This is a genomic window from Saccharothrix mutabilis subsp. mutabilis (assembly GCF_039521145.1).
In the GTDB taxonomy this organism is placed as follows: Bacteria; Actinomycetota; Actinomycetes; order Mycobacteriales; family Pseudonocardiaceae; genus Actinosynnema; species Actinosynnema mutabilis.
In genome coordinates this window covers 17,667-42,962 of sequence record NZ_BAAABU010000020.1, presented here as the reverse complement: position 1 = coordinate 42,962, position 25,296 = coordinate 17,667, and the positions used below count along the sequence as shown (strand labels likewise).

General features: G+C 73.9%; 8 protein-coding genes and 1 pseudogene. 5 read left to right on the top strand and 4 right to left on the bottom strand.

Annotated features, from left to right (window positions below; genetic code table 11):
* The first annotated feature begins 51 nt into the window (after positions 1 to 51).
* From ABD126_RS30135 to ABD126_RS30120, 4 genes are all read left to right on the top strand, one after another.
* Positions 52 to 1,122, top strand: a complete 1,071-nt coding sequence (locus ABD126_RS30135) for an NAD(P)/FAD-dependent oxidoreductase (protein ID WP_343937368.1) — start codon at positions 52 to 54, stop codon at positions 1,120 to 1,122.
* Between the two features lie 11 nt (positions 1,123 to 1,133).
* Positions 1,134 to 2,069, top strand: coding sequence for an LLM class flavin-dependent oxidoreductase (locus ABD126_RS30130; protein ID WP_425542903.1), 936 nt, complete (start codon positions 1,134 to 1,136; stop codon positions 2,067 to 2,069).
* Positions 2,070 to 2,181: 112 nt separating this feature from the next.
* On the top strand, positions 2,182 to 2,832 hold the full coding sequence (gene lexA / locus ABD126_RS30125; protein ID WP_343937367.1) for a transcriptional repressor LexA: 651 nt from the start codon (positions 2,182 to 2,184) through the stop codon (positions 2,830 to 2,832).
* A 319-nt stretch (positions 2,833 to 3,151) separates the two neighbouring features.
* Positions 3,152 to 3,685: a GNAT family N-acetyltransferase gene (locus ABD126_RS30120; RefSeq protein ID WP_343937533.1), complete on the top strand. Its 534-nt coding sequence runs from the start codon at positions 3,152 to 3,154 to the stop codon at positions 3,683 to 3,685.
* A 35-nt stretch (positions 3,686 to 3,720) separates the two neighbouring features.
* Here the strand turns inward: ABD126_RS30120 and ABD126_RS30115 are convergent, their stop codons facing one another.
* Together ABD126_RS30115 and ABD126_RS30110 are read right to left on the bottom strand one after the other, a co-directional pair.
* A complete protein-coding gene (locus ABD126_RS30115; protein WP_343937366.1) occupies positions 3,721 to 5,178 on the bottom strand; it encodes a DHA2 family efflux MFS transporter permease subunit in 1,458 nt (485 codons plus the stop codon).
* A 137-nt stretch (positions 5,179 to 5,315) separates the two neighbouring features.
* On the bottom strand, positions 5,316 to 6,599 hold the full coding sequence (locus ABD126_RS30110; protein WP_343937365.1) for an FAD-dependent oxidoreductase: 1,284 nt from the start codon (positions 6,597 to 6,599) through the stop codon (positions 5,316 to 5,318).
* Between the two features lie 581 nt (positions 6,600 to 7,180).
* Between ABD126_RS30110 and ABD126_RS30105 the strand changes: the two genes are divergently transcribed.
* A complete protein-coding gene (locus ABD126_RS30105) occupies positions 7,181 to 10,318 on the top strand; it encodes a S8 family peptidase (protein ID WP_343937364.1) in 3,138 nt (1,045 codons plus the stop codon).
* Between the two features lie 93 nt (positions 10,319 to 10,411).
* On the opposite strand, the pseudogene ABD126_RS30100 reads toward ABD126_RS30105, so the two are convergent.
* Positions 10,412 to 16,327 (bottom strand): annotated as a pseudogene (locus ABD126_RS30100) (thioester reductase domain-containing protein); the annotation flags it as partial.
* Between the two features lie 51 nt (positions 16,328 to 16,378).
* Positions 16,379 to 25,291 carry a type I polyketide synthase gene (locus ABD126_RS30095; RefSeq protein ID WP_343937362.1) on the bottom strand — a complete coding sequence of 2,971 codons (8,913 nt, stop codon included), beginning with the start codon at positions 25,289 to 25,291 and terminating at the stop codon, positions 16,379 to 16,381.
* Positions 25,292 to 25,296 lie beyond the last annotated feature (5 nt).

The window sequence follows — 25,296 nt, the reverse complement described above, 5'->3', positions numbered from 1 at the left end:
ACGAACCATTATGGTTCGTGGCACGAACTACTACTGGGGAGCGTGTTGGACATGAGCACTGTGGTCGTCATCGGCGGCGGTTACGGGGGTTCCGCCGTCGCCAAGGCGCTGGACGCCGAAGCGGACGTCGTCCTGGTCGAACCGCGCGACGCGTTCGTCAACGCCGCCGGCTCGCTGCGGGCCCTGACCCGCCCGGACTGGGCCGGCAACCTGTTCTTCCCCTACGACGGCCTGCTGGCCGGCGGCCGCGTCGTCCGCGACCGGGCCGCGTCGGTCGACCCGCACGGCGTCACCCTGGCCTCCGGCGCGCGGATCGACGCCGACCACATCGTCCTGGCCACCGGGTCCAGCTACAGCTACCCGGGCAAGCCCGCCGCCGAGTCCACCGCCGACGCACTGGACCACCTGCGCCGCACTCACAAGGAGCTGGCCGACGCGGGGCACGTCCTGATCGCCGGCGCCGGACCGGTCGGCCTGGAACTGGCGGGCGAGATCAAGGACGTCTGGCCGGACAAGCGGGTCACCGTGGTCGATCCGGGCACCGAGCTGCTGCCCGGCTTCCTGCCCGAGGTCCGCGCCGACCTCCACCGGGCCCTGGACGCGCTGGGCGTCGAACTGCGCCTGGGCACGACGGTGTCCCCGCCGGTCGAACCCGGCCGCCTGGGCGCGTTCACCGCCGACGGCGTCACCGCGGACATCTGGTTCCGCGCGCACGGGGTCAGGGTCAACAGCGATTACCTCGCCGACGGCCGCCTCACCACCCCCGGCCCGCGCGGCACGGTCCCGGTCACCGGCACGCTCAACGTCGTCGGCTACGACCACGTCTACGCGCTGGGCGACATCACGGACCTGCCCGAGGCCAAGATGGCCGGGTACGCGATGCAGCACGCGGAGGTCGTCGCGACCAACATCAGCGCCCGCCTGCGCGGTGAAGACCCGACCGCGACCTACGACCCCGCGCCGCACCCGATGATCCTGCTGCCCCTGGGGCCGCGCGGGGGCGTCGGCCAGTTCCCCTCGCCGGAGGGGCCGTTCGCCGTCCCGGTCGAGACGGTCGTGGAGTACAAGGGCGCGGACCTGTTCACCAGTCGTTTCGCCGCGCAGTTCGGCATCGAGCGTTGAGGGGCACCACCATGCCGACGAGCACCACCATGTCACTGCCGGAGGTCGTGTTCGGGTTCGGCGCGCACAGCGTTGTCGATGAAGGCCCGGAGCTGTTGCGGATGGCGCAGCGCGCGGACCGCGAGGGGCTGGACGTCTTCTCGCTGTCGGACCACCCGTACATCGGCGACCGCCTCGACGCGTACGCCACGATCGGGTTCATCCTGGGCCAGACGCAGCGCCTGGCCGGGTTCGCCAACGTCACCAACCTCCCGACCCGACCCGCGCCGATGCTCGCCCGCGCCGTGACGACGCTGTCCGCGCTGTCCGGCGGTCGGGTCGTGCTGGGCATGGGCGCGGGAGGGCTGTGGGACCGCATCGCCGACATGGGCGTGGAGCGCTTGTCGGCGGGCGACGCGGTGGACGCGTTCGAGGAAGCGATCGTCCTGGTGCGCAAGCTCTCGGGCGGCGGACCGGCCGTCACCCATGAAGGTGATCACTATCGAGTGAACAACATCGAGCCGGCACCTGCTCCGGCCCCGCCGGTGTGGACCGGCTCGGTGGGCCCGAAGTCCCTGGCCGCCACCGGCCGGGTCGCCGACGGCTGGCTCCCGGGCCACGCGGCGGACTGGCTCAGCGAGCGCTACCGCACGTCCCGTCCGGTGGTGGACGAGGCCGCGGCTTCGGTCGGGCGGGATCCCCGGGAGGTGCGGACGATCTACAACTTCCCGGGTCGGATCACGCAATCGCCGCTGGCCGCGACGCGGGGTGGGGACGGGCGGTGGATCGGCGGCTCGGTGGAGCAGTGGGTGGAGGAGTTGACCGGGGCGGTCCTGGAGCACGGCGCGTCCGGGTTCATCCTGTTCTCGCCGCGGGGTGGGACACCGGATGCGGACACGTTGGCGCGGTGGGCCGGTGAGGTGGTGCCGGCGGTGCGGGAGGCGGTCGCCCGGGAGCGGCGGGCGTGATCGGCGGGGCGGGTGAGCGGGGGCGAGCGGCGTGGGGCGAGCGGCGGGGAGCGGGGGTGTGAGCGGCGAGGGCGGCGGGGGTTGGAGGGGAGGGCGGCTTAAGATTCGCCGGGTGAACCCCTACGACGAGTTCGACCTCGACGCCTCCGCCCTGCCCGAGCGCCAGCAACGGATCCTGGTGGCCATCCGGGACTGGGTGAGCGCCCACGGCTACTCGCCGAGCACCCGGCAGATCGGCGACGCCGTGGGGCTCCGGTCGTCCTCGTCGGTGTCCAAGCACCTGGCGGCGTTGGAGGACAAGGGTTTCCTGCGCCGGAGCGACACCATGACCAGGCCCATCGACGTCCGGATGTTCCTGGCGGGCACGGGCGCGCCGACGGCCGGCACCGACTCGGTCCCCGTGCCGGTGGTGGGTGACATCGCCGCCGGTGTCCCGATCGCGGCGGACGAGCACGTGGACGACGTGTTGAAGCTCCCCCGCGAGCTGACCGGCCGGGGCACGGTGTTCGCCCTGCGGGTGCGCGGGGACTCGATGGTGGACGCGGCCATCTGCGACGGCGACATCGTGGTGGTGAAGCAGCAGCCGGAGGCGCACTCGGGGCAGATCGTGGCGGCGATGATCGACGGCGAGGCCACGGTGAAGGTGTTCCGGCGGCGGGGCGGGCATGTGGTGCTGGAGGCCCGCAACCCCGCTTACCAGGACATCGACGGGGACGGGGCTTCGATCCTCGGGGTCGTTGTTTCGGTGCTGCGCAGTGTCTGAGCAGAAGCGAAGCGGAAAGCGTAAGAGCTGAAAAGAGGCGCTCGCCGCGCGGCAGGCCCCCGGGGGTGGAAGGGCGTCGGTTCGTTCCCCGTACGGCCTTCCGGAGGCAACCACCCTTCAGCCTCCTTTGCAACCGGAAAAGCTGGTTGCAAAGGAGGCTGAAGCGCGGTTGGGCTGCGCCCAGGCCGTACGGGGAACGAACCGAGGCCCTTCCTGTGGCTGATAGCCCATCGAAGAGCGCGCGCCTGCGGCGCTCTGGCGGTGGGGTGTGGGTGAGTTGCGGGTTCCTCGATTGGCGTGCGATGTTCCGGGCGTGTCCATGCCGTCTGTCATCCGACCCGCGACCATCGCCGATGCTGCCGAGATCGCGCGCATCCACGTCGAGGCCTGGCAGGCCGCGTACGCCGGGCACATGCCCGACGAGTTCCTGCGCGCTCTGTCCGTGGCGGAGCGTCGGCAGGCGTGGGAGCGCACCCTCGCGGCGGGTACGGCCACCGTCTTCGTGGTTCTGGCTGGCGGCGGGGTTGCCGGGTTCGCGATCGTCGGGGCTAGCCGGGACGACGACGCCGGGCCGGGTACCGGCGAGTTGCACGCGATCAACCTCGACCCGGCGCACTGGCACAGCGGCCTGGGCCGTCCCCTGCTGGACCACGCCGTCACCGCGCTCCGGGACCTCGGTCACCGCGACGCCACGCTGTGGGTGCTGGCCGCCAACGCCCGCGCCCGCCGGTTCTACGAGCGGGCGGGCTGGTCGCCGGATGGCACTAGCAGGGTCGAGACGATCGCCGGTGGGACCGTGGAGCTGGCCGAGGTCCGCTACCGCCGCACGCTGGGGACCGCGACCGTCGTGTAGGGCATTGCCCTACACGACGGTGCGCACAATCGACCTCAGTGCGCGGCCCCGGCCGGTGTCTCGGCCTTGCCGCCCTTGATGACGAACGCGCCGACCACCGCGACCAGCGACAGCGCCGCCGCGAGCAGCATCGCCGTGTGGATGCCGCCCATCTCCGCGCCCGCCGCGTCACCGGACGCGGCCAGGCCCGCCGCGCGGGCGCTCATCACGCTCACCAGCAGAGCCACACCGGCCGCCGCCGCGAGTTGCTGCGTGGTCGCGAAGACCGCGCTGCCGTGCGAGTACAGCCGCATCGGCAGCGACCCGAGGCCGGCCGAGAACAGCGGCGTGAACGAGAACGCCAGGCCCAGGCTCAGCAGCAGGTGGAAGGCCAGGACGAACCCGGCCGCCGTGGTCGAGGTGAAGGTCGTGGCGAACCACAGGGACGCGCTGGTCGCCACCGTGCCGACGATCAGCAGGATGCGCGGGCCGACCTTGTCGTAGAGCCGGCCCACGAACGGCGACAGCAGACCCATCAGCAGGCCGCCCGGCAGCAGCAGGAGGCCCGTGGTGAGCGGCTCCAGCTTCAGCACGTTCTGGATGTAGATCGGCAGGATCGTCGCCACGCCCAGCAGCAGGCCCATCATGACCATCATCAGCACGCTGGTGATGGTGAAGGTCCGCACGCCGAACGTGCGCAAGTCCAGCAGCGCCCGGTCGGCGCGCTGCAGCGAGACCTGGCGCAGCACGAACGCCACGATGCCGACCACGCCGACCGCGAGCGACACCCACAGCGTGACCGACGCCGAGCCGCCGGAGTGGCCGATGCTGGACAGCGCGTAGACCAGGCCGCCGAAGCCGAACACCGACAGCACGACCGACACCGGGTCGATCGGCGCGTCGCTGCGCTCACCCACCGGCGAGACGAACCTCAGGCCCAGCGCCATCGCGGCCAGCGCGATCGGCAGCACGACCCAGAACATGGCGCGCCAGCCCCACAGGTCCAGCACCACGCCGGACACCGTCGGGCCGATCGCGGGCGCCACGGAGATGACGATGGAGATGTTGCCCATCACCGCGCCGCGCCGTTCGGCGGGCACCAGCGTCATGACCGTGGTCATCAGCAGCGGCAGCATGATCGCCGTGCCGGACGCCTGCACCACGCGCGCCGCCAGCAGCACCTCGAACCCGGGCGCGACGGCCGCGATGAACGTGCCCACGCTGAACAGGCCCATCGCCGCGCCGAACAACGCCTTGGTCGAGAAGCGCTGGATCAGGAAGCCGGTGATCGGGATCACCACGGACATGGTGAGCAGGAAGCCGGCCGTCAGCCACTGCCCCACCGCCGCCGTGACCTTCAGCTCGTCGAGCAGCACCGGCAGCGCGACGCCCATGATGGTCTCGTTGAGGATGACCACGAACGTGGCCACCAGAAGCACGCCGATGACCGTGCGGTCGGCGCGGCTGAGCACGGGTGGCGGCGCCACGGCGTCGGACACACCTGCGGAAGTCATGCGAGGTCCCCCAGAAAGAAAACGGGCGCGCGAAAAAGCCATCGGCACCCCGGACGGGGTCAACCCTACCCGCGCACCCCGACAGTCCGGGCCTCATTTTCCCGCCGGCTCACCAGGTCCGCGATCTCCAGCACCCCCTAGCGACCGCCCAGCAGCACCCGGACCAGCACACGCGGGGCGAACATGGCCGACGGCCGGTCCAGCAGGCCGATCGTGCGCACGAACGCGGTCGCCACCACTGGGTCGTGCTCGGCGACGCGCTGCAACCGCGCGACGTACCGGTTGACCACGCGCGTCGCGAGCGGCCGGTGGCCGGGGATCTCGGGCAACGCCAGGTCGCCGCCCGCGTTGAGCTGCCACACCGGGTCGACGATCTTGGCGGCGGCGCGGAAGAACCTGCGTGCGAGGTCCCGTTCGCCGCCGTCGCGCAGGCACCGCCGCAACGCCTCCGCCTCCAGCGCCGCGACCGTCATGCCCTGCCCGTAGATCGGGTTGAAGCTGCACACCGCGTCACCGAACGCCAGCAGCCCCTTGGGGAACCGGGTCAGCCCTTCGTACCGGCGGCGGAGGCTGGCGGGGAACCGGTGCGTGCGCAACGGCGTCAGCGGCTCGGCGGTGGCGATGGCATCGAACACGTCCGGTGGCGCGGACCGGCGCAGGAACGCGAGGAAGGCGTCCTCGTCGGTGGGCGGGTGGTCGCCCGCCATGCCGACCACGGTCAGCATCCACCGGTCGCCCTCCTGCGCGGCGAACGCGAACCCGTTCGGCCGCCCCGGCACCGGCCCGACGAGCACGAGCTTGTCCCGGTACGGCGCCTTCGGCCGCACCAGCCGGCTCGCGTACATGGTGTCGATCTCGATCGTGTCCTCGGCCGGCACGGGGAACCCCCACTCGGCCAACCACCGCCGGCTCCGGCCCCCACGCCCCAAGGCGTCCACGACAAGATCCGCGTCCAGCACACCCGTCGAGGTGCGCACCCCGGTCACCCGCTCACCGTCGAACACGGGTCCCACGACCTCTTGCCCGTCCACCACCTTCACACCGGGGTAGGAGGCCACCCGCGCCCGGATCGTGCCCTCCAGCATGGGCCGGGTGAGCTGGATAGCCTGCGCGCCGGTGTCCGTGCGCACCATGCGGTGCCCGTTGAGCACGAAGGTCGCCTCACGCGTGAAGTTCGACCGGGGAACCCCTTCGGCGACGAACTCCTCCACCAGCCCCGGGAACATCCGCCCCAGCACCTCGGCACCGGCCAACAGCACGGTGTGGAAGTGCTTGCCCTGCGGCACACCCCGCCGGTGCTCGGCCCCGGCCGGCAAGCTGTCCCGGTCGAGGACGGTGACCCGCTCGTAGTGCCCCACCAACGCCCGAGCGGCAAGCAACCCACCCATGCTCCCGCCGAGCACCACCGCATGGCTCCCCATCGACCGACCGTCCCACGACAAGGGGACAGGCCGCTTCTCCCCGATTGCCATCCTGCCCAACCCCGCCACACCACTTCCGCGCCGCAGGCGCGCCTCTTCGAAGGGCTGCCAAGCCACAGGAAGGGCCTCGGTTCGTTCCCCGTACGGCCTGGGCGAAGCCCAACCGCGCTTCAGCCTCCTTTGCAACCACGCTTCACCGGTTGCAAAGGAGGCTGAAGGGTGGTTGCCTCCGGCAGGCCGTACGGGGAACGAACCGACGCCCTTCCACCCCCCGGGGGCCTGCCGCGCGGCGAGCGCCGCTTTTAAGCTCTTCGCTTTTCCTTCTCGCTTCTCGCTTCTCGCCTCTCGCTTCCCCGAAAGGCAACGCCCAAGCCCACCCACCCCGTACAGCTCTCCAGAAGCGGCGACCGCCCAGGTGTTGCCGCACCACTTCTGGAGGGTTGATGTCCCACTGGGGGACCAGGCTCACCCTGCTAACCGCCGCACTAACCACCGCCGTCGCCACAACAGCCACGACACTCACACCCGCCACAGCAGTCACAGCGGTCACAACCGGCACAAGTGGCACAACCGGCACAGCCGTGGCCACTCCAGTCACCGCCGAACCCCTCGGCCCCACGATCACCCTCATCACCGGCGACAGAGTCACCCTCGGCACCGGCCCCGACGGCGTGATCGTCAAAGCCGCCCGAGGACGCGAGCACATCGGCTTCACCTCCCGAACCGACGTCCGGGGTGACGTCCACGTGATCCCCCACGACGCCGTAACGGGCCTGACCCGCAACCAACTCGACCCGCGCCTGTTCAACGTCAGCGAACTCCTACGGTCGGGCTACGACGACGCCTCCCGCAGCGAACTCCCCCTGATCGTCCAGCACCCCAAAGCCGCCGGCACCCGAACCGCCAACGGCCGCGCACTCAGCGCCCTCAACGCCGAAGCGCTGTCCATCCCACGCGACCCCACCTTCTGGGCCACCACCCAAGACGCCGAGCACATCTGGCTGGACGGCCGAGTCCGAGCCCACCTGGACACCTCGGTCCCGCAGATCAACGCACCCACCGCCTGGGCCGCCGGCCACACCGGCGCGGGCACCACGGTCGCCGTCCTGGACACCGGCATCGACGCGACCCACCCCGACCTCCAGGACGCGGTGAGCAACGCCCACAACTTCACCGACTCCGACACCGCCGACGACCGCGTAGGCCACGGCACCCACGTAGCCTCCACCATCACCGGCGGCTCCTCCACCACCAGCAACCCCACAACCACAACCACTACCACCACCAACCCCACCACCACCTACCGCGGCGTAGCCCCAGACGCCAAGCTGCTCAACGCCAAGGTCCTCGACGACCGCGGCTACGGCCAGGACTCCTGGATCATCGCCGGCATGGAGTGGGCCGCCGCCAACGGCGCGGACGTGGTCAACATGAGCCTCGGCTCGCCCATGCCCAGCGACGGCACCGACCCGCTCTCCCAAGCGGTCAACCGGATCACCGCCGAACACGGCACTCTCTTCGTCATCGCCGCCGGCAACACCGGCGGCCTGATCGGCAGCCCGGGAGCCGCCGACGCCGCGCTGACCGTCGGATCGGTCGACAAGAGCGACAAGCTCGCCGCCACCTCCAGCCGGGGCCGCGTGGACGGCGTGATCAAGCCCGACATCACCGCCCCGGGCGTGGACATCACGGCCGCCAAGGCCGGCGGCGGGCACGTCACGCTCTCCGGCACGTCCATGGCCACCCCGCACGTCGCCGGCGCGGCGGCGGTCCTGGCCGGGAAGCACCCCGACTGGCGGCCGGACCAGCTCAAAGCCGCTCTCATGGGCACGGCCGAGCCGAACGGCGGCATCTTCGAGCAGGGCGCGGGCCGCGTGGACCTCGGCACCGCCGCCACCACCGACCTCACCGCCGACGTGGGCAGCCTCAGCCTCGGCACGGCCCAGTGGCCGCACCACGACGACCAGCCGATCACCAGAACGATCACCTACACCAACACGGGCGAACACCCCATCACCCTCGACCTGACCGCCGACGTCACCGACCCGCACGGCACCCCGGCCCCACCCGCCATGTTCACCTTCTCCCCCGCCCGCCTCACGGTGCCCGCCGGCGGCAGCGCCGCCACCACCGCCACCACCGACACCAGCGTCAACGCACCAGACGGCGTCTACAGCGGCACCATCACCGCAACCGGCAACGGACACACCACCCGCACACCCATCACCATCACCCGCGAGGTCGAGAGCTACAACGTCACCGTCAAGGTCCTGGACCACAACGGTTCCCCGACCGACAAGTACTTCTTCAGCTTCGTAGACGTCAACAACCGCAAGGCGCACAACGCCCACGACCCGTCCGGCACCGTGACGACCCGGGTCGCCAAGGGCGAGTTCTACCTCAACGCCTTCGTGCAAACCGAAACAGCGCAACACAAGTACACCAACGCCGAGTTCGTCGAACCCGCGTTCACCGTCACCGCCGACACCCAGCTCACCCTGGACGCCCGCGAGGCCAAGCAGGTCGAATTCCAGACCGACCAGCCCAACGCCAGGACCGGCAACGCCAAGTACCGGTTCCGGATGAAGACCGCCTGGGGCGAGCTGAGCGCCACCACCCACATCCCGGACTACGACCAGTTCACCTTCAAGCCGTCCACGACCACCGCGCGGGACCGCTTCACCTTCACCGCCGAAGCCCGCCTGGGCGAGTGGAACGGCACGACGTTCACCGGCAGCCCGTACCTCTACCACCTGCGCCACACCGAGAACGGCGCGATCCCGCCCGACCTCCGGTGGCGCTACCGCGACGCCGACCTGGCCAAGGTCAGGTCCGAGCACGCGGCGGCCACTGCCGACGTGGTCGGCTTCCGGGAGAACTTCCTGGTCGTCCCCCTCCCGAGCACGCTGACCGAGTACTACACGCCGGACGAGCCGTGGGACGGGCAGTTCATCGAGATGGTGGACCCGGACCGGTTCGACTTCGTCTCCGTGGTCGACCAGTCCCGCCCGCGCAGCTTCCCGCGCGGTCGCACCACCACCGAGCGGTGGAACACCGGCGTGTTCTCCCCCGCGTTCCCGACCGGCTCGGACGGCCCGCTGTACTTCGCGGCCCGCATCGGCGACCACACGCGGTTCGTGGTGCCGATGTTCACCGACAACAACAAGGGCCGCTCCGGTTCGGCCAACGCCGAGGGCACCACGACCCTCTCCCGCAACGGCACCACGATCGGCGAGTACCCCGGCCCCGGCCTGGGCGTGTTCAAGGTCGGCCCGGAGAAAGCCCACTACACCCTGCGCACCACCGCCGACCGCTCCACCTACGCCCGACTGTCCACAAAGGTCACGGCGGAGTGGGCCTTCACGTCCGAGGGCACCGGCACGGACACCCCGACCCTGCTCCCACTACTCGCCGTCCGCTTCACCCCCGACCTCGACAACACCAACGCCGCCAAGGCCGGCCGCCCCTTCGCCATCCCGCTGCACGTGCAACGCAACGGCACCACCGACACCGGCCGCGTCAACACCCCCACCGTCGAGGTCTCCTACGACGACGGCACGACCTGGCACCGCGCCCCGGTGACCCGCACCCACGCGCAGTGGCAGGCGATCGCCTTCCACCCGGCGGACGCGAAGTTCGTGTCCCTGCGCTCCAAGGTCACCGACCCGGACGGCAACGCCCAGCACCAGACCATCATCCGCGCCTACGCCCTCAACTGAGAAGGACGCCCCCGGACCACCACGGCCCGGGGGCGTCCCCACAGCACCGCGGCCCGGAGGCGTCCCCCCGCGCCACCACCACACCACCCCGGCTCACACCGCCGGGTAGTACCCGGTCTCCGCGAAGAACCGGATGTAGGTGTCCACCAGCGACCCCGTGATCGGCGGGCACGCGATCTCGGTCCCCGCCAACGCCTCCTCCGTCCCCGACACGTCCACCAGCGGGTAGAACCCGGTGTTGTCGGCCACCATCAGCTCGAACGCGTCCAGCAGCGGGATCAGCGCGTTGTCCCGGTCGGCCAGCACGCGCCGCCGCCACTCCTCCCGCGGCAACTCCTCCAACACGAACCCGTGCGCCCGCAGCCGCGACACGATCTCGCGCCAGCTCGCCCGGCCCGGGTTGTAGACGTGGAACACCCCGCCCGAGGTCGCCGACAGCGCCACCACCGCCGCCGCCGCGTAGTCCACCGGCACCATCGGCACCGACCCGTCCAGGTCCGCGGGCACCGCACCGGCCTGCACCAGGCCCTTGGTGGTCAGCCACACGAAGTCGCGGGTCTGGCAGGCCCCGTTGACCTGGTCGCCGGACACCAGGTCCACCCGGTACACCTGCACCGGCAGCCCCCGCTCGCGGGCCTGCCCGATCAACGACTCCGCGACCCACTTGCTGCGCAGGTACCCGCTGGGCAACGCCGTGGGCGGCCCGGTCGGGTCGTCCACGGCCAGCGGCACCCCGGGCTCCCGCGCACCCGCGAAGACACCGGTCGTGGACAGGTGGTGCACCGGCACCGTCCGGTGCCGCGCGGCCAACCGCAGCACCTCGTGCGTGCCGCCGACGTTCGACGCCCGCAGCTCCGCGTACGGCCGCAGCCAGTTCACCGTGGCACCCGCGTGGTAGACGGCGTCCACCGTGCGCGCCAACGAGTCGAAGACCTCCTCCGACAAGCCCAACCGCGGCGCGGACAGGTCGCCGGGCACGACCCGCAACCGAGCGGGGTCAACACCGTCCCACAGCCGGTACCAGCGCAGGTTCGCCTCGATCCGACGCAACCCTTCGCCGGCGTCCTCCGCCCGCACCAGGCAGTGCACGGTGGCGTCGGACGTGATCAGCAGCTCGCGCAGCAGGAACGCCCCGAGGAACCCGGTCGCGCCGGTCAGCAGCACGTGGTCCGGCGCGGACACGGTCGTCACGACCTCCGCCGCCGGCCGGACGTCGTCGGCCAGCTCGACCGCGTAGTCCACGTCGGCGTCCCCGGACGCACCGGCCAGGAACGCCGCCAACGCCCCCGGTGTCGGGTGGTCGAACACGACCGTCGCGGGCAGCGTCAGGTTCGCGGCGGCGGCCACCCGGTTGCGCAGCTCGACCGACAGCAGCGAGTCGAACCCCAGGTCCGGGAACGGCTTTTCGGGCACCTCTCCCGACAGCCCGAGCACCGCCGCCACCTCGCGACGGACCAGCTCGTCCACCGCGCGCCGCCGCTCGGCCGGCGACAGCCCGGCGAGGTCCGGGGCCGGGGCGCCCGTGCGAGCGGCCGGGCGGGTGGTCGGCAGCAGGGTGCGCAGCAGCGGCGGCACCTGGTCCGGCCGCGCCCGCAGGGCCGCGAGGTCCAGCGGCGCGCCCAGCACCGCGGGCTCCCCGGACGCGACGGCGGCGTCCAGCATCGCCAGGCCGCGCGCGGTCTCCACGGGCCGGAAGCCCGCCCGCGCGATGCGGGCCCGGTCCACGTCGCCGAGCGCGGCGGTGATGCCGCTGGCCTCCGCCCACAGTCCCCACGCCACGGAGGTGGCGGGCAGGCCCAGGGCCGCGCGGTGGGCGGCCAGGCCGTCGAGGTGGGCGTTCGCGGCGGCGTAGTTGCCCTGGCCCGCGCCGCCGATCACGCCCGCGATGGACGAGAACAGCACGAACGCGGACAGGTCGTGGTCGCGGGTCAGCTCGTGCAGGTGCCACGCGGCGTCGGCCTTGGGCCGCAACACGGTGGACAGCCGTTCCGGCGTCAACGCGTCCAGCAGGGCGTCATCGGTGACACCCGCGGTGTGCACGACGGCACTCAACCGCAAGTCCCCGACAGCCGCCCGCACCTGCTCCCGGTCGGCGGCATCGCAGGCCACCACCCGGACCCGAGCCCCCAACCCGCTCAGCTCGGCGACCAGCTCCGCCGCCCCCGGCGCGTCCGGCCCACGCCGACTGGTCAGCACCAGCGTCTTCACGCCGTTCCGCGCCAGGTGCCGGGCGACAGCCGCGCCCAACGTGCCCGTGCCACCGGTCACCAACGCGGTGGTGCCCCACGTGGCAACCCCACCGGACACCCGACGCAACTTCGGCACGTGCACAACGCCCTTGCGCACCACCGCCTGCGGCACACCGGCCGCCACGACGGACGGGATCACCGCCTCCGACGACGGGTCGTCGTCCACGTCGACCAGCACCACCCGCCCCGGCTGCTCGGACTGCGCCGACCGCGCCAGCCCCCACAGCGCCGCGCCGTCCACGTCCACGACGTCCCGCACCGCGCCCCGCGTCACCGCCACGAACGGCTCACCGGCCTGGAGGTCGGCCAACGCGGCAGCCGCCCGCTCGTGCAGGTCCCCACCCGGCGACCACCGCACCACGCGCGGCTGGACGTCCGACGGCGGCAGCTCCACCGGCTCCCACACCACCCGCAACAGCGCGTCGTGCGGACGCAACAACGCTCCGGCGACAGCCTCCGCGCCGACCTCCGCCAGCCGCACCGCGCCCACGCTGAGCACCGGCCCACCAGCCGGATCGGCGACCAGGAACCCGTCGCCGTCCCGCCGCGCCCGCACCGCCGACGCGCCGACAGCGTGCAACTCGACGTCCCGCCACTCGACCGCGTCCCAGGCACCCCACGCCCCCACCGCGTCCCCGGCACCCACTGCCCGCAACGCCGAGTCCAACAACGACGGGTGCAGGCGGAACCCGCCCGGGTCCACCGGCTCAAGGGAAGTCCACTCCCCGTCACCCGACCACACCGCACGCGCCGGCGCCAACACGCCCTTCGCGTGCAACGCCCACTCGCCGCCGACCCGCGTGTGGACGGTCACCGCGCCCCCGGCCAACCGCACCTGCACCTGCACGTCCCCGCGCTCGGGCACGGCGACCGGCGCGGTCACCTCCAGGAACGCCAGGCGCGGCAGCCCGACCTCGTCCCCGGCCCGGATCGCCAGCTCCACCAGCGCCGACGACGGCAGCACGACCGCGCCGTGCACCCGGTGCCGCGCCAGCCACGGGTGCGACCGCAGCGACACCCGACCGGTGAACACGACCTCGTCCGCGCCGGCCACCGGCACCGCCGCGCCGAGCAACGGGTGCTCCGCCGCCTCGACGCCCAGCTCACCGGCGTCCACCGACTCGGCGTGCTCCACCCAGAACCGCTGCCGCTGGAACGGGTAGGTCGGCAGCAGCACGTGCCGACCGCGGCCCGCGAAGAACTTGGCCCAGTCCACGGCCACCCCGTGCCCGTGCAGCGCGCCCAACGCCCCCACCAGGGACCTGGGCTGCAACGGCACCGCCACGGCCGTGTCCGCAGTGTCGCGGACCATCGGCGTGAGGACCGCGTCCGGCCCGACCTCCACGAAGGTCGTCACGCCCTCCTTGGCCAGCGCCCGCACGCAGTCCGCGAACCGCACCGCCGAGCGCACGTGCCGCACCCAGTAGTCCGGCGACCGCAGCAGCTCGCTGCCCGCCGGCTCACCGGTCACGTTGGACACCACCGGGATCGTCGGCGCGTGGTAGGTGATCCGGGCCGCCACCTCCCGGAACGGCTCCAGCGCCGGGTCCATGCGCGGCGAGTGGAACGCGTGGCTCACGGTGAGCCGCTTGGTCTTGCGCCCCCGCGCCCGCAGCTCGGCCGCGACCGCCAGCACGGCGTCCTCATCCCCGGACACCACGACCGCGGCGGGCCCGTTGACCGCGGCGATCCCGACCGCCGGGGACAGCAGCGGCTCGACCTCCGAGGGCGGCGCGGCCACCGCGACCATCGCGCCACCGGTGGGCAGGTCGCCGATCAGCCGCGCGCGTGCCGCGACCAGCGTGCAGGCGTCCTCCAGCGAGAACACGCCGGCGACGTGCGCGGCGGTCAGCTCGCCCAGCGAGTGGCCCGCCACGTAGTCCGGCCGCACGCCCCACGACTCCAGCAGCCGGAACAGCGCCACCTCGAACGCGAACAGCGCGGGCTGGGTGTACCGGGTCTCGTGCAGCAGGTCCGACGAGCCGAAGACCACCTCCCGCAGCGGCGTCGGCAGGTGCGGGTCGAGCAGCGCGCACGCGGCGTCGAACGCCTCGGCGAACACCGGGTGCCGTTCGTGCAGGTCCCGGCCCATCCGGGCGCGCTGCGCGCCCTGGCCGGTGAACACGAACGCCACCCGGCCGTCCTGCGGCGTGACCCCGCCGTCGAACGCGTCCAGCGCCGCCAGCAGCTCCTCCCGGTCGGCCGCGACGACCGCGCCGCGGTGCTCCAGCGCGCCCCGGCCGGTGGCCAGGGTGTTGGCCACGTCCACCAGGGGCACGTCCGAGCCGGCCACGAAGTCGCGCAGCCGGGAAGCCTGCTCCCGCAACGCCTCCGCGCTGCGCGCCGAGAGCAGGAACGGCAGCTCACCGTCGTGCGGCACGACCGGCGCGGGCTCCTCCGGCACGTGCTCCAGCACGACGTGCGCGTTGGTGCCGCTGACCCCGAACGACGACACCGCCGCCCGCCGGGGCCGCCCGGTCACCGGCCACTCCCGCGCCTCGCGCAGCAGCTGCACCGACCCGGACGTCCAGTCCACGACCGGGGTCGGCTCGTCCACGTGCAGGGTGCGCGGCGCGACGCCGTGCCGCATCGCCTCCACGACCTTGATCACGCCACCCACGCCGGCGGCGGCCACGCTGTGCCCGATGTTGGACTTCAGCGACCCGAGCAGCAACGGCGTGGTGCGGCCCCGGCCGTAGGTGGCCAGCAGCGCCTGCGCCTCGATCGGGTCGCCCAGCCGGGTGCCGGTGCCGTGCGCCTCGACCAGGTCCACGTCCGACGCGGACAGCCGGGCGTCCTCCAGGGCCGCTTTGATCACGCGTTCCTGCGCCGGCCCGTTGGGCGCGGTGAGGCCGTTGGACGCGCCGTCCTGGTTCACCGCCGTGCCGTTGACCAGCGCCAGCACCGGGTGTCCGTGGCGGCGGGCGTCGGAGAGCCGTTCGAGCAGGAGCAGGCCCACGCCCTCGGACCAGCCGGTGCCGTCGGCCGCCGCCGCGAAGGACTTGCACCGGCCGTCGGGCGCGAGGCCGCGCTGGCGGGAGAAGTCCACGTACCCGGTGGGCGAGCCGTACACGGTAGCCCCGCCCGCGACCGCCAGCGCCGACTCCCCCGACCGCAGCGACCGCACCGCGAGGTGCAGCGCCACCAGCGACGACGAGCACGCCGTGTCTACGGTGACCGCCGGGCCCTCCAGCCCGAACGCGTAGGCGATCCGGCCGGACGCGACGCTGCCCAGCTTGCCGGTCATGAGGAAGCCCTCCAGCTCCTCCGGCCCGGCCAGCCCCAGGTAGCTCTGCTCCCCCACGCCCGCGAACACGCCCGTGCGGCTGCCCTTGAGCGCCGCCGGGTCGATGCCGGCGCGCTCGAACAGCTCCCACGCGGTCTCCAGCAGCACCCGTTGCTGCGGGTCCATGCCCAGCGCCTCGCGCGGCGAGATGCCGAAGAACGCGGCGTCGAACTCCGTGGCGTGGTCGAGGAACCCGCCCTCGCGGGTGTAGGAGCGGCCGGGCACGCCGGGTTCCGGGTCGTAGAGCCGGTCGGTGTCCCAGCCCCGGTCGGCCGGCCAAGGCGTGATGCCGTCGCCGCCCTGGGCGACCAGCCGCCACAGGTCGTCGGGCGAGTTCACCCCGCCCGGGTAGCGGCACGCGGTGGCCACGACCGCGATCGGCTCGGGCGTCTCCAGCTCGGCGATCCGCCGCCGGGCCTGTTGCAGGTCCGCGGTCACCCACTTCAGGTAGTCGACCAGCCGCTCCTCGTTGGTCGCGGCGGGGTTGGACACGGGCTTGGACACGACAAGTTCCCCCTGGGTCGTTCAGCTCGTGGCGCGACCGAGCTGGTGGTCGATGAAGTCGAACAGGTCGGCGGTCGAGTCGAACTCGGTGCGGACGGGCTCCGGCTCGGGCTCGGGCTCGCCGAGCCGCGCCAGCAGCGCGCGCAGCCGCACCGCCGCCTCGGCCCGCCGCTCGCCGTCGGCGTCGGCCAGCGCCGCCTCCAGCGCGTCCAGCTCGTCGGGCGCGGCGGCGGGCGCCAGGCGCTCCAGCAGGACGCCGGTGAGCGCGGCGGGCGTCGGGTGGTCGAACAGCAGCGTCGCCGCCAGCGGGACACCGGTCTCGGCGACCAGCCGGTTGCGCAGGTCCACGGCGGTCAGCGAGTCGAACCCGAGGTCGCTGAACGGCTTGTCGAGGTCGACCCGGCGCGGGTCGCCGTGCCCGAGGACGGCGGCGACCTGCGTGCGCACCACGTCCGCCACGACCCGCTCGCGGTCGCCGTCCAGGAGCCGTTCGGCCAGCGGGACGCGCTGGGCGGGGCGCACGAGGTCGCCCAGCAACGCCGTCCGGGGCAGGGCGGACAGCGGCGCCGCGACCACGGCGGGCCGGTCGGTCAGCACGAGGTCGCCCACGACCGCCGCGCCGGGCAGGCCGTCGGCGTGCCGCTGCCGGGCCAACGCCTCCATGAACGCCGTGCCGGCCGCGTGGTGCGCCAACCCGACTTCGTCCACGGTGGACACGAACACCAGCTCCGCGTCCACCGACTCGTGCAGCTCCCACGCCCGGTCGACGGTCTCGCGCAGCGCGTCCGCCAGCAGGTCGTCGGTGAGCGCGGCGAGCACGGCCTTGGCGGGCCGCTCGGGCCGCAGCACGACCGCGTCGCCGACCGGCCGGGTGTCCGCCGCGACCTTCGCCAGCCGCGGCACGAGCGCCCGCCCGTCGCGGAACACCACCTGCGGCTCGCCCGACGCCACCACGGCGGCGAGGTCGAGGTCACCGGCCCACGCCGCCCCGCCGTCACCCGGGGTGCCGCCGACCAGCACGATCCGGCCCGGCGCCTCCAGTTGGGCGGCCCGCACCAGGCCCCAGACGGCCGCCACCCCGGGGTCGGCCGGGTCGGGCGTGAGCACGATCAGCCCGGCGTCGCCGGTGGCCCGCGCGCGCAGCTCGGCCAGGACTCGCCGGGTCTGGGTGTGGGCGGTGGTCACCGGGTCCGGCCCGGCGGTCACGCGCACCACGTCCGGCACGACCCCGCTGCCGGCGGGCAGCTCGACCGGCTGCCACACCACCTCGTAGAGCGGGACCCGGTTCAGGGCGCGGAACTCCACGTCCACCCGGGCGACCTCGCGCCCCCGCTCGTCGGCGAACACGCCGTCCGCGAACCGGACCGCCGTGCCCGGCGCGGTGGCGCGCAGCCCCCGCCACACCACCGGGTCGGCGTCGTCCTGGGCCAGCAGCCCGAGGTCCACGCGGGCGTCCACCGCCGGTCCGGCGCGCAGGGTGCCGCGGGCCTGCTCGACCCACCCGTCCCGCCAGGCGTGCACCGCGACCGGCCGCGTGTCGCCGGCCGGCTCGCCGACCTGCACTTGCACCCGCCCGGCGCCGGGCAGCGCCGCGATGTCCAGGTCCACCACGGGGAACCCGACCTCGCGGCCCGCGTGCCACACCAGGTCGGCCACGTCCGCCCCGCCCAGCGGCGCGGTCGCGGCGCCGGTGAACAGCACCTCGTCGCGCCCCGCCACCGGCACGGCCGCGTCCAGCACGGGGTGGCCGCTCGCCGAGCGCGGCCGGGTGGTCAGCCAGTACCGCTCGCGCTGGAACGGGTAGGTCGGCAGCTCGGCCCGGTCGCCGGGGAACACCGACCAGTCCACCGCGATCCCGCGCGCGTGCAGGTGGCCGAACAGCTCCACCGCCGTCCGGTGCTCCGACCGGTCCCGGCGCAGCGCCGGCACCGCCGCCGCGCCCTCGGGCAGCACGGCCGCCAGCAGACCGGTGAGCACGGCGTCCGGCCCCAGCTCCACGAACGTCGTCACGCCCGCCTCGACCAGCGCGGTGGCGGCGTCGTGGAACCGCACGGTGTCCCGCACGTGCCGCACCCAGTACTCCGGGTCGGTCCAGTCCGCGGCACCGCCGGTCACCGTGGACACGGCCGGGATCTCCGGCTGCCGGTAGGTCAACTCCCGCGCCACCGCGCGGAAGTCGGCCAGCATCGGGTCCATCAGCGGCGAGTGGAACGCGTGGCTCACGCTCAGCCGGGTGTGCTTGAAGCCCTCGGCGCAGGCCAGCACCGCCTCCGCCGCGCCGGACAGCACCACCGACCGCGGCCCGTTGACCGCCGCGATCGCGACGCCGTCGCGCGGCGCCAACTCCTCCGGCGCGGCCTGCACGGCGACCATCGCGCCACCGGCCGGCAGCGCCTGCATCAACGTGCCGCGCGCCGCGACCAGCCGGGCCGCGTCGGCCAGGGACAGCACCCCGGACACGTGCGCCGCCGCGATCTCGCCGATCGAGTGCCCGGCGACGACGTCGGGCCGCACGCCCCACGACTCCAGCAGCCGGGACAACGCCACCTCGACCGCGAACAGCGCGGGCTGCGCGGTCCCGGTGTCGTGCAGGCCCGCGCCGGACTCGATCGCCGCCCGCACCGGCAGGTGCGCGCAGACCTCCTCGAACGCCCGCGCGAACACCGGGAACGCCCGCGCCAGCTCCAGCCCCATGCCGACCCGCTGCGACCCCTGGCCGGTGAACACGAACGCCAACCGCCCGTCGCGCGCCCGCGGCAGCACCACCGCGTGCGCGAGGTCGGCCGGGCTCTCGGCGGCGACGACCGCCCGGTGCTCCAGCAGCGCCCGGCCGGTGCCGAGAGTGTGCGCGAGGTCGGCCACCGGGACGTCCGTGCGCGCCAGGGCCTCGACCTGCGCGGTCAACGCCTCGGGCGTGCGGGCCGACACCACGACCGGCACCGGCCCGGCGGCCCGCTCGGCGGCCTCCGCCCCGGGAGCCTCCTCCAGCACGACGTGCGCGTTGGTGCCGCTGATGCCGAACGAGGACACCGCGGCCCGGCGCGGACGGTCGGCGGGCCACTGCCGGGGCTCGGTGAGCAGCTCGACGGCGGGGGTCCACGCCACGTGCGGGGACGGCTCGTCCACGTGCAGGGTGCGCGGCAGGACGCCGTGCCGCATCGCCTGCACCACCTTGATGATCCCGCCGACCCCGGCCGCCGCCTGCGTGTGGCCGATGTTGGACTTGAGCGACCCCAGCGCCAGCGGCCGGTCCCGCTCACCCCCGTACACCGCCAGCAGCGCCTCGGCCTCGATCGGGTCGCCCAGCGTCGTGCCGGTGCCGTGCGCCTCCACGGCGTCCACATCGGACGGTTCGAGACCGGCCGCGTGCAGGGCCGCCCGGATCACGCGTTGCTGCGCCGGGCCGTTGGGCGCGGTGAGGCCGTTGGACGCGCCGTCCTGGTTGACCGCCGTGCCGCGCACGACCGCCAGCACCCGGTGCCCGTTGCGCCGCGCGTCGGACAGGCGTTCCACCAGCAGCACGCCCACGCCCTCGGACCACCCGGTGCCGTCGGCGGACGCGGCGAACGGCTTGCACCGCCCGTCCGGCGACAGCCCGCGCTGGCGCGAGAACTCCACGAACGCCGTGGGCGTGGCCATGACGGTCGCCCCGCCCGCCAGCGCCAAGTCGCACTCCCCGCGCCGCAGCGCGTTGACCGCCAGGTGCAGCGCCACCAGCGACGACGAGCACGCCGTGTCCACGGTGATCGCCGGGCCCTCCAGGCCCAGCACGTAGGCCACGCGGCCGGACGCGACGCTGCCCGACGTGCCGCCGACCAGGTAGCCCTCCAACTCGGGCGGCAGCGCGCCGCCCGTGCCGTAGTCGTGGTACATCAGGCCGGTGAACACGCCGGTCCGGCTGCCGCGCGCCCGCGCCGGGTCGATGCCCGCGCGTTCGAACGCCTCCCACGCGGTCTCCAGCAGCAGCCGTTGCTGCGGGTCGGTGGCCAGGGCCTCGCGCGGGGACATGCCGAAGAACTCGGGGTCGAACAGGTCGGCGTCGTGCAGGAACCCGCCGTGGCGGGTGTAGGTCGTGCCGGGGTGCGCGGGGTCGGGGTGGTAGAGGGCGTCGAGGTCCCAGCCCCGGTTGACCGGGAACCCGCCGATGGCGTCCACCCCGTCCGCGACCAGCCGCCACAGGTCGTCCGGCGAGGTGACCCCGCCGGGGTAGCGGCACGCCATGCCGACGATCGCGATGGGCTCGTCTTCGCTCAGGACCGCCCGCTCGGTAGCTTGGGCGTCGACCGGCGCCAGGAGGCCCGCGAGGAACTCGGCCAGCGCCACCGGGGACGGGTGGTCGAACACCAGGGTCGTGGGCAGCCGCTGCCCGGTCGCCTCGGCGAGCCGGTTGCGCAGTTCGACGGCGGTCAGCGAGTCGAAGCCCAGTTCGCTGAACGCCCGCCTGGCCTCGATGCCCGACGGGTCGCCGTGACCCAGGACCGCGGCGACGTGCGTGCGGACGAAGTCGGTCAGCGCCCGGACGTCGGTGGGCACCGCGCGCGGCGTGGCGGTGACCCGGCGCGGCGCGAGTCCGCGCAGGGCCGGGTGAGGGCTGTCGCGCAGGGCGGCGCGGTCGAGGCCGGTCACCGCGAGCACGGGCGCGCCGGTGGCCACGGCCGCGTCGAACGCGTTGAGCGCCTCCTCCACCGCGATGGGCCGCAGGCCGAGCCGCCGGATGCGCTTGCGGTCCACTTCGGACAGTCCGCCGGACAGCGCGCTGTCGGACTCCCACAGGCCCCACGCGAGCGAGGTCGCGGGCAGGCCCTCGGCGCGGCGGTGGGCGGCCAGGGCGTCGAGGAACGTGTTGCCCGCCGCGTAGTTCGCCTGCCCGGCCGTGCCGAGCACGCCGGCGATCGACGAGTACAGCACGAACGCCTCGACGTCACCGGCCAGCTCGTGCAGGTTCCAGGCGGCGTCCACCTTGGGCCGCAGGACCCCGTCCACCTGCTCGGGCGTCAGCGCGTCCAGCACGCCGTCGTCCACCACGCCCGCCGCGTGCACGACGGCGGTCACCGGGTGCTCGGCCAGCACGGCGGCCAGCGCGTCCCGGTCGGCCGCGTCGCACGCCACGGCGACGACCTCCGCGCCCTCGACCGCCGGCGCGGCGCCGCTGCGGCTGAGCAGGACGAGCTTGCGCGCCCGGTGCCGGGTGACCAGGTGCCGGGCGATCGCGCCGCCCAGCGCGCCGCTCGCGCCGGTCACCAGGACGGTGTCCCAGGTGGGGCCGTCCTGCTCGGGGCGTTGCGCCGGGACCAGGACCTGCTCGACCGCCTCACCGTCGCGCAGCACGGCGAAGCGGCCCGGGTGCTCGGCCGCCGCGCTGCGGACCAGGCCGGGCAGGGTGGCGTGGGCGAGGTCGTCGGTCACCACGACACCCAGCACGCCCTCGCCGTCGGCGATCCACGCGCGCAGCTCCGCCAGGACTTCGTGCGTGACCCGGCGGGTGCGCTCGGGCAGCGTGCCCTCGCCCGGGTCCGCGTGGAGGACGCGGTCCACCTGGACCGGGGTGGTGCGCCAGTCGGGCGTGAACAGCAGCTCGACCCCGGTCACCGGGCCGGACAACGGCCGCAGCGCCAAGTCCGCAGAGACGACGGGCGTGCCGGCGGCGTCGGCGAGGAGGACCGCGACCGAGTCGGCGCCCCGGGGCGTGAGCCGGACGCGCAGCGACGTGCCGGCGGTGCCGTGGAAGCGGGCGTTGGACCAGGAGAACGGCATGCGCGCCGGCCCGTCCTGGACGACGCCGGGCAGCAGCGGGTGCAGGGCCGCGTCGAACAGCGCCGGGTGGACCGCGAAGCCGGCCTCCACGTCCGCCTCGACCTCGGCGTACAGCTCGCCGGTGGGCGCGTGCCACACCTTGCGCAGGGCGCGGAAGGTGTAGCCGTAGCCGTAGCCGTGCGCGTCGAGGCCGTCGTAGGACGCGGTGGTCTCGGTGCCGGCGGGCGGCCAGTCGGCGAGGTGGTCGGCCGGGAGCGGCTCGGTGTCGAGGACGCCGGTCGCGTGGCGGGTCCAGGGTTCGTCGTCCCGGCGGGAGTGGATCTCGACCGTGGTGTCCGTGCGGACGACCTGGACGGTGACCGAGCCGTCGGCCGGGACGACGAGCGGTGCGGACAGGGTCAGTTCGGCGACGTCACCGGCGAGTTCGAGCAGGGCGGTGCCGGGGAGGACGACCGTGCCGTGCACGCGGTGGTCGGCCAGCCACGGGTGGGTGGCCAGGGACAGCCGGCCGGTGAGCACGGTGGAGCCGTCGGGCAGTTCGACCGCCGCGCCGAGCAGCGGGTGGCCGGAGGACCGGAGACCGGCCGCCGACACGTCCCCGGCGCGGCGGACGGGCGTGAGCCAGAACCGCTTGCGCTGGAAGGCGTAGGTGGGCAGCGGCACCTTCCGCGCGCCTTCGAACACCGCTGCCCAGTCGGGGTCCACGCCCCGCACGTGCAGTTCCGCCAGCGCTTGCGCGACCGTTTGCGGCTCGTCGTGGTTGGCCCGCAACAACGGCACGGCCTTCACGTCGTCGTAGGCGGCAGCCGTCAATCCAGCGAGTACCGCCTGCGGTCCCAGCTCGACAACCGTGCGGACACCCTTGTCCCGCAGGCTCTTCAGCGCATCGAAGAACCGAACCGGCTCTCGCACCTGGCGCACCCAGTACTCCGGGTCCGTCAGGTCGCCGTCCGCCCCGACCGTGGACACGATGGGGATCGTAGGATTGTTGAACGATACTCCCGCCACGACGGCCCGGAACCCGTCCAGCATCGGGTCCATGAGCGGTGAGTGGAACGCGTGGCTCACCGAGAGCCGCTTCGTCCTCTTGTTCAACGATCCCACGTACCGCAGAACCGCGTCCTCGGCCCCGGACAGCACCACCGCGCGCGGCCCGTTGACGGCGGCGATCGCGACACCCGCCGGCAGGTCGAGTTCGTCCTCGGCCGCCTCGACCGCGACCATCGCGCCGCCGGCCGGCAGGGCCTGCATCAGCCGACCGCGCGCGGCGACGACGGCGCAGGCGTCGGGCAGCGACAGGACACCGGCCACGTGGGCGGCGGCGAGTTCGCCGATCGAGTGGCCGACGAGGAAGTCCGGGCGGACGCCCCACGACTCCAGCAGCCGGAACAACGCCACCTCGACCGCGAACAGGGCGGGCTGCGCGTTCCCGGTGAGGTCGAGGTCCACGCCCGACTCGATCACCTCGCGGACCGGCAGGTGCGCGCACACCTCCTCGAACGCCTTCGCGAAGACCGGGTGGGCCGCGGCGAGCTCCAGCCCCATCCGGACCCGCTGCGCGCCTTGACCGGTGAACGCGAACGCCACCTTGCCGCCTTCGGGCACGACAGCCACCGGCATGTCGGCCAGGTCCACAGACGCCGCCCGATACGGCATCGGCGTGCGTGACGCGAGGGTGAACGCCGCATCCCGACCCCGAACACCGGCCAGTCGGCGGGCCTGCTCGGCTACGGCTTCCGGACTGCGCCCCGACAACACGAACGGCACCGGCACATCCGCCACCACTTCACCGGCCGGGTCCGCCTCAGCGGGTTCCTCCACGATCACGTGGGCGTTGGTGCCGCCGAAGCCGAAGGACGACACGCCCGCCCGGCGCGGCCGGTCGCCCCGCTGCCACGGCCGTTCCTCCTGCAACAGCTCGACCCCGCCGGCCGCCCAGTCGACGTGCCGGGTCGGCTCCGCGGCGTGCAGCGTGCGCGGCATGACGCCGTGCCGCATCGCCTGCACCACCTTGATGATCCCGCCGACCCCCGCCGCCGCCTGCGCGTGCCCGATGTTCGACTTCAACGACCCCAGCCACACCGGCTCCGCGCGGCCCCGCCCGTACGTGGCCAGCACCGCCCGCGCCTCGATCGGGTCGCCCAACGTCGTCCCGGTGCCGTGCGCCTCCACCAGGTCGATGTCCGAAGTGGACAGTCCCGCCGACGTCAGCGCCGCCCGGATCACCCGCTCCTGCGCCGGGCCGTTGGGCGCGGTCAGGCCGTTGGACGCGCCGTCGGAGTTCACCGCGCTGCCCCGCACCACCGCCAGCACCGGGTGACCGTTGGCCACCGCGTCCGACAGCCGCTCCAGCAGCAGCACCCCGACGCCCTCGGCCCACCCGGTGCCGTCGGCGTGGTCGGAGAACGACTTGCACCGCCCGTCCGACGCCAACCCGCGCAGCCGCGAGAACTCGATGAACGCGGTCGGCGAGGACATCACGGTCGCCCCGCCCGCCAGCGCCAGCGTGCACTCCCCGCGCCGCAGCGCCGACGCCGCCAGGTGCACCGCGACCAGCGACGACGAGCACGCCGTGTCCACGGTCAGGGTCGGCCCCTCCAGCCCGAACGTGTAGGCCAGCCGCCCGGACGCGATGCTGCCCGCGCTGCCGCTGAACAGGTAGCCCTCGACGTCGTCGGGCGGCAGGTCGGGCCGGGACCCGTAGTCGTTGTACATCACGCCGACGAACACGCCGGTCCGGCTGCCGCGCAACGACTCCGGGTCGATGCCCGCGCTCTCGACGCTCTCCCAGCCGGTCTCCAGCAGCAACCGCTGCTGCGGGTCCACGGCCAGCGCCTCGCGCGGCGACAGGCCGAAGAACGCCGCGTCGAACCGGTCGGCGTCGTGCAGGAACCCGCCGTGCCCGCTGGTGGACCGGCCGACCCGCTCGGGGTCGGGGTCCACCAGGTCCGCGGGCCAGCCGCGGTTGGTCGGGAACGCCGAGATCGCGTCCCGGCCCTCCGCGACCAGACGCCACAGCTCGTCCGGCGTGCCCACCCCGCCCGGGTACCGGCAGGCCATGCCGACGATCGCGATCGGCTCCTGCTCCCGGTCCTCGACCTCCTTGAGCCGCCGGCGGGCGTCGCGCGCCTCGGCGATCGCCTTCTTCAGGTAGTCCCGGAGCTTGTCTTCGTCAGCCACGTTCT

Excerpts from the sequence above, each read along its gene's own strand:
- ABD126_RS30135 (WP_343937368.1), top strand. The coding sequence starts at position 52 with ATGAGCACTGTGGTCGTCATCGGCGGCGGTTACGGGGGTTCCGCCGTC.
- ABD126_RS30115 (WP_343937366.1), bottom strand. The coding sequence starts at position 5,178 with ATGACTTCCGCAGGTGTGTCCGACGCCGTGGCGCCGCCACCCGTGCTC.
- ABD126_RS30130 (WP_425542903.1), top strand. The coding sequence starts at position 1,134 with ATGCCGACGAGCACCACCATGTCACTGCCGGAGGTCGTGTTCGGGTTC.
- ABD126_RS30120 (WP_343937533.1), top strand. The coding sequence starts at position 3,152 with ATGCCGTCTGTCATCCGACCCGCGACCATCGCCGATGCTGCCGAGATC.
- ABD126_RS30110 (WP_343937365.1), bottom strand. The coding sequence starts at position 6,599 with ATGGGGAGCCATGCGGTGGTGCTCGGCGGGAGCATGGGTGGGTTGCTT.